Raw genomic sequence first — 3668 nt, forward strand, 5'->3', positions numbered from 1 at the left:
CCACACCCCTCTTCCCCAACCCCCCCCTCTTCCTACCGCGCGGGGGGGGGGGGGCCGCGGGGGTGGGGGGGGCGCGGGGGGGGGGGGTGGGGGGGGGGGGACCTGAGACTCCCGCCGCGCGCGCGGCTCCACCGGCGGTGTGGGTGCGCGGTGCGCTGGCCGGTGGAACTGGTGGGTTCGTGCTCTGATCCTGTCAGCCCGCGGGCCTCCGACCGCCGTCGTTAACCGCGATCTAAGGAAGACTTGCGCCGCCGCACAGCCCCGGTCCGCTCAGCCGATCGGAGCGCCCCCGTCGGCCGATCGGTCGGAGGTGTTTTAGTCGCCTGCGCGGCGCTGCTCAGTCGTCGGTGGGGCGCTGCTCAGTCGTCGGTGGGGCGCTGGCGGGGCCAGCGACGGCCGCTCGTCTTCTGGTCCCGGGCGTCGCGCGCCATCCGGCCCACGAGGCCGAACCGGTTGACCTGCCGGGGCGTCGCCTCCGGGTCGGCGAGCAGCATCACCACGCTGGCGCCGCCCAACCGGGCCCGGTCGATGCTGACCGAGCCGTTGGCCTGCAACGCCACCCGCTTGGCGATGTCCAGGCCGAGCCCGGTCGAGCCCTGGTCGCTGGTGCCCCGCCGCAGCGCCCGGTCCGGGTTGGCGATCCCCGGGCCGGCGTCGTCGATCCGGATCGCCACGTACCCGTCGCGGCGGGACACGGCCACCTCGAACGCCGTTCCCTGCGGGGTGTAGCGGAAGACGTTGCCGATCACCGCGTCCAGCGCGGCGGCCAGCTCGGCGCGTGGCACGGGCGCGGGGATGCGCAGCTGAGCGCCGTTGACCCGGTGTGGCCGGTTCTGGTCACCGGCGAGCGCCGCCCAGAACACCATCCGGTCCCGGACGACCTCGCTGACGTCGCACATCGCCGGACCGGCCTCGTGGGCCACGGCCTTGCGGGTGGTCTTGATCAGCACGTCGATCTCACCTTCGAGGGTGACGATCGCCTGCCGGATCCGCCGGATGCCCCGCAGCCGGTCCAGCTCGGCCGGGCTGAACGAGCCCACGCTGGTGTCGTCGGACTCCAGCGCCTCCGCGTCCAGCCGCAGCACCGTCAACGGCGTCCGCAGCCGGTGGGACAGGTCGGCCACCAGCTCCCGCTCGTCGGTGCGCGCCGCGTCCAGCCGGTCGGCCATCCGGTTGAAGGCGTACCCGGCCTCCGCCAGCTCACGAGGGCCGGTCGGCTCCACGCGTACGCCCAGATCGCCGTCGCCGATCGACAGGGCGGCCTTGACCAGACCTCGGGTGGCGTCCACCGCGCGGGCGGCCACCCGGTCGACCACCAGCACCGCCGCGCCGGCCATCGCCGCGCCCACCCCGAACAGCAACAGCCAGGTGCCGCCGGCGCCCTCGCCCAACGTCGAGTCCGCCACGAACACCTCGACCACTGCCGTCCGGTCGCCGAGGACCACCGGGTCGAGCCGGACCACCCCGCCGTCGACGTCGGTGACCAGCGAACGCCGCTCGGCGCGGGCCCGGTCCAGGTCGCTGCCGCTGGCGCGGCCGGCGGACTCGTCCAACCCCAGCCCGTGCACCACCGGCCGGGTCGACGCGCCGTCACCACTGGCCACGACGGCGCGTTCCACCACCGCCGGGTCCGTGCTCACCGCCAGCGCCCCGGTCACCAGCGCGCTGCGCCGGGCCGCGTCGGCGATCGCCTCCTCCCGACTCTGCTCGCGCAGGCTCAACCCGAGCGGGATCAGGAACGCGAGCGCGACGAGGCTGCACATGCCGGCCGTGAGCAGGGCCAGCGCCGTCCTCAGTCCGGTGCCACCAGCCGGAATCCGACCCCCCGCACGGTGCGCAGGTAGCGCGGCTTCGCCGCGGACTCGCCCATCTTTCGGCGGAGCCAGTACAGGTGCACGTCGATGGTCTGATCCTCGCCGACCGATGGCTGCCGCCATACCTCCTCCAAGAGTTCCCGGCGGGACACTACCCGCCCGGGTCGCGCGGCGAGATACGCCAGCAGGTCGAATTCCTTACGGGTCAGCGCCAGCGGCTCGCCGTCCAGGTGGGCGCTGCGCTCGCCGACGTCGACACGCAGGCCGCCGACGGTGTGCACCGCCGGCTGCACCGTCCGGCTGGCCCGCCCGGCGCGCCGCAGGACCGTGGTGATGCGGGCGTCCAGGTGCGCGCCCGTGAACGGTTTGACCATGTAGTCGTCGGCCCCGGCGCGCAGCAGCTTGACCACCGACTGCTCGTCGTCGCGGGCGGTGGCGATGATGATCGGGACGTCGGTGATGCCGCGCAGCATCCGCAGGGCGTCGGAACCGTCGAGATCGGGCAGGCCGAGGTCCAACACCACCAGGTCGGGTGTCTCCGCGGCGACCCGGCGCAACGCGTCCAGGGCGGTGCCCACGGCGTGCACGGCATGCCCCCGGTCAGCGAGGGACCGCAGCATCGCGCCGCGTACGACGTGATCGTCTTCGACCAGGAGCACGGAGGCCACGACAAGACCGTACTTGGCCTGGCAAGTTGATCGCGTTGCGACGTGCCTGGGAACCGGGCAAGCTGGTACAACGATGTCCTTCACCCTGTTCGCCGACGCCCGCCTGGCGCTCGCCCGGGACAGCCTCGCCGGCCTCTCCACCGGCGACGCGCTCGGCGCGCGGTTCTTTCTGCCGGGGCCGCCGCAGGACCTCACCGACGCCACGCTGCCGCCAGCGCCCTGGGAGTGGACCGACGACACCGAGATGGCCTGCTCGGTGGTCGCGGAACTGGCCGCGACGGGCCGCATCGAGCCCGACTGGCTGGCACTGGCGTTCGCGGAACGCTGCGACGCCCGGCGCGGGTACGGCCCCGGCGCGATGCTGATCCTGCGGCTGATCCGCACCGGCACCCCGTGGCCGGTGGCCGCCGCGTCCGCCTTCGACGGCCAGGGCTCCTGCGGCAACGGCGCGGCGATGCGGGTGGGCCCGCTGGGCGCGTACTTCGCCGACTCCACCGCCCGCGCCGCCGCGCAGGCCCGCGCCTCGGCCGAGGTGACCCACGCGCATCCCGAGGGAATCGCCGGCGCGGTCGCGGTGGCGGTCGCCGCCGCGCTCGCCGCCCGGGCCCGCCTCGACGGACACCGACCGGCCCCGGCCCGGCTCCTGGCCGGGATCGCCGCCGCGGTCGACCCGGGCACCGAGGTGCACCGCGGCGTGCACCGCGCCGTCGGGCTGCTCGGCCGGCCCCTGTCCCGCGTGGTGGCGGCGCTCGGCAACGGCGCCCGCGTGACGGCCCAGGACACCGTCGCGTTCACGCTCTGGGTGGCCGCCACCCACCTCGACGACTACCCGGAGGCCATCCGGGTCTGCGTGCGCGCCGGCGGTGACGTGGACACCACGGCGGCCATCACCGGCGCGGTGGTGGCCGCGCACACCGGCGTCGGCACGCCGGGCGGGGTGCCCGAGGCGTGGCTGGCCGCCCGCGAGCCGCTGCCCACCTGGCTACCCTGACCGCTCGCCTGCCCGGCACCGTGGGTGCCCCTTGCCAGGTCCTGGGCTCGTGGTGTCCCTGACTGTCCGGTGTCCCGAACGCTCGGCAGCCCTGCCTCACCGGCCGCGTTCACAGCCGCCAAGGGTGCCACGTCACCTTTGCTCTGCTTCAACCCGCGCAACAGTTTTGGGGCCTGGGTGGTGCGCGGGTTGAAG

3 protein-coding genes are annotated in these 3668 nt (G+C 74.9%); 1 reads left to right on the forward strand and 2 read right to left on the reverse strand.

Annotation, left to right across the window (positions count from 1 at the left end; translation table 11 throughout):
- Nucleotides 1–359: 359 nt before the first annotated feature.
- Together AB0J68_RS29185 and AB0J68_RS29190 are read right to left on the reverse strand one after the other, a co-directional pair.
- Nucleotides 360–1763 carry a HAMP domain-containing sensor histidine kinase gene (locus tag AB0J68_RS29185; RefSeq protein WP_363941735.1) on the reverse strand — a complete coding sequence of 468 codons (1404 nt, stop codon included), beginning with the start codon at nt 1761–1763 and terminating at the stop codon, nt 360–362.
- Between the two features lie 29 nt (nt 1764–1792).
- Nucleotides 1793–2482, reverse strand: a complete 690-nt coding sequence (locus AB0J68_RS29190; RefSeq protein ID WP_089016686.1) for a response regulator transcription factor — start codon at nt 2480–2482, stop codon at nt 1793–1795.
- Between the two features lie 73 nt (nt 2483–2555).
- Here AB0J68_RS29190 and AB0J68_RS29195 point away from each other — a divergent pair, with 73 nt between their 5' ends.
- Nucleotides 2556–3473, forward strand: coding sequence for an ADP-ribosylglycohydrolase family protein (locus tag AB0J68_RS29195; protein ID WP_363941738.1), 918 nt, complete (start codon nt 2556–2558; stop codon nt 3471–3473).
- Nucleotides 3474–3668 lie beyond the last annotated feature (195 nt).

The organism is Micromonospora sp. NPDC049580, from assembly GCF_040675595.1.
In the GTDB taxonomy this organism is placed as follows: domain Bacteria; phylum Actinomycetota; class Actinomycetes; order Mycobacteriales; family Micromonosporaceae; genus Micromonospora.

What these genes read in the sequence shown, in the direction of transcription:
- AB0J68_RS29185 (WP_363941735.1), bottom strand. Translation starts at nt 1,763, where the DNA reads ATGTGCAGCCTCGTCGCGCTCGCGTTCCTGATCCCGCTCGGGTTGAGC.
- AB0J68_RS29195 (WP_363941738.1), top strand. Translation starts at nt 2,556, where the DNA reads ATGTCCTTCACCCTGTTCGCCGACGCCCGCCTGGCGCTCGCCCGGGAC.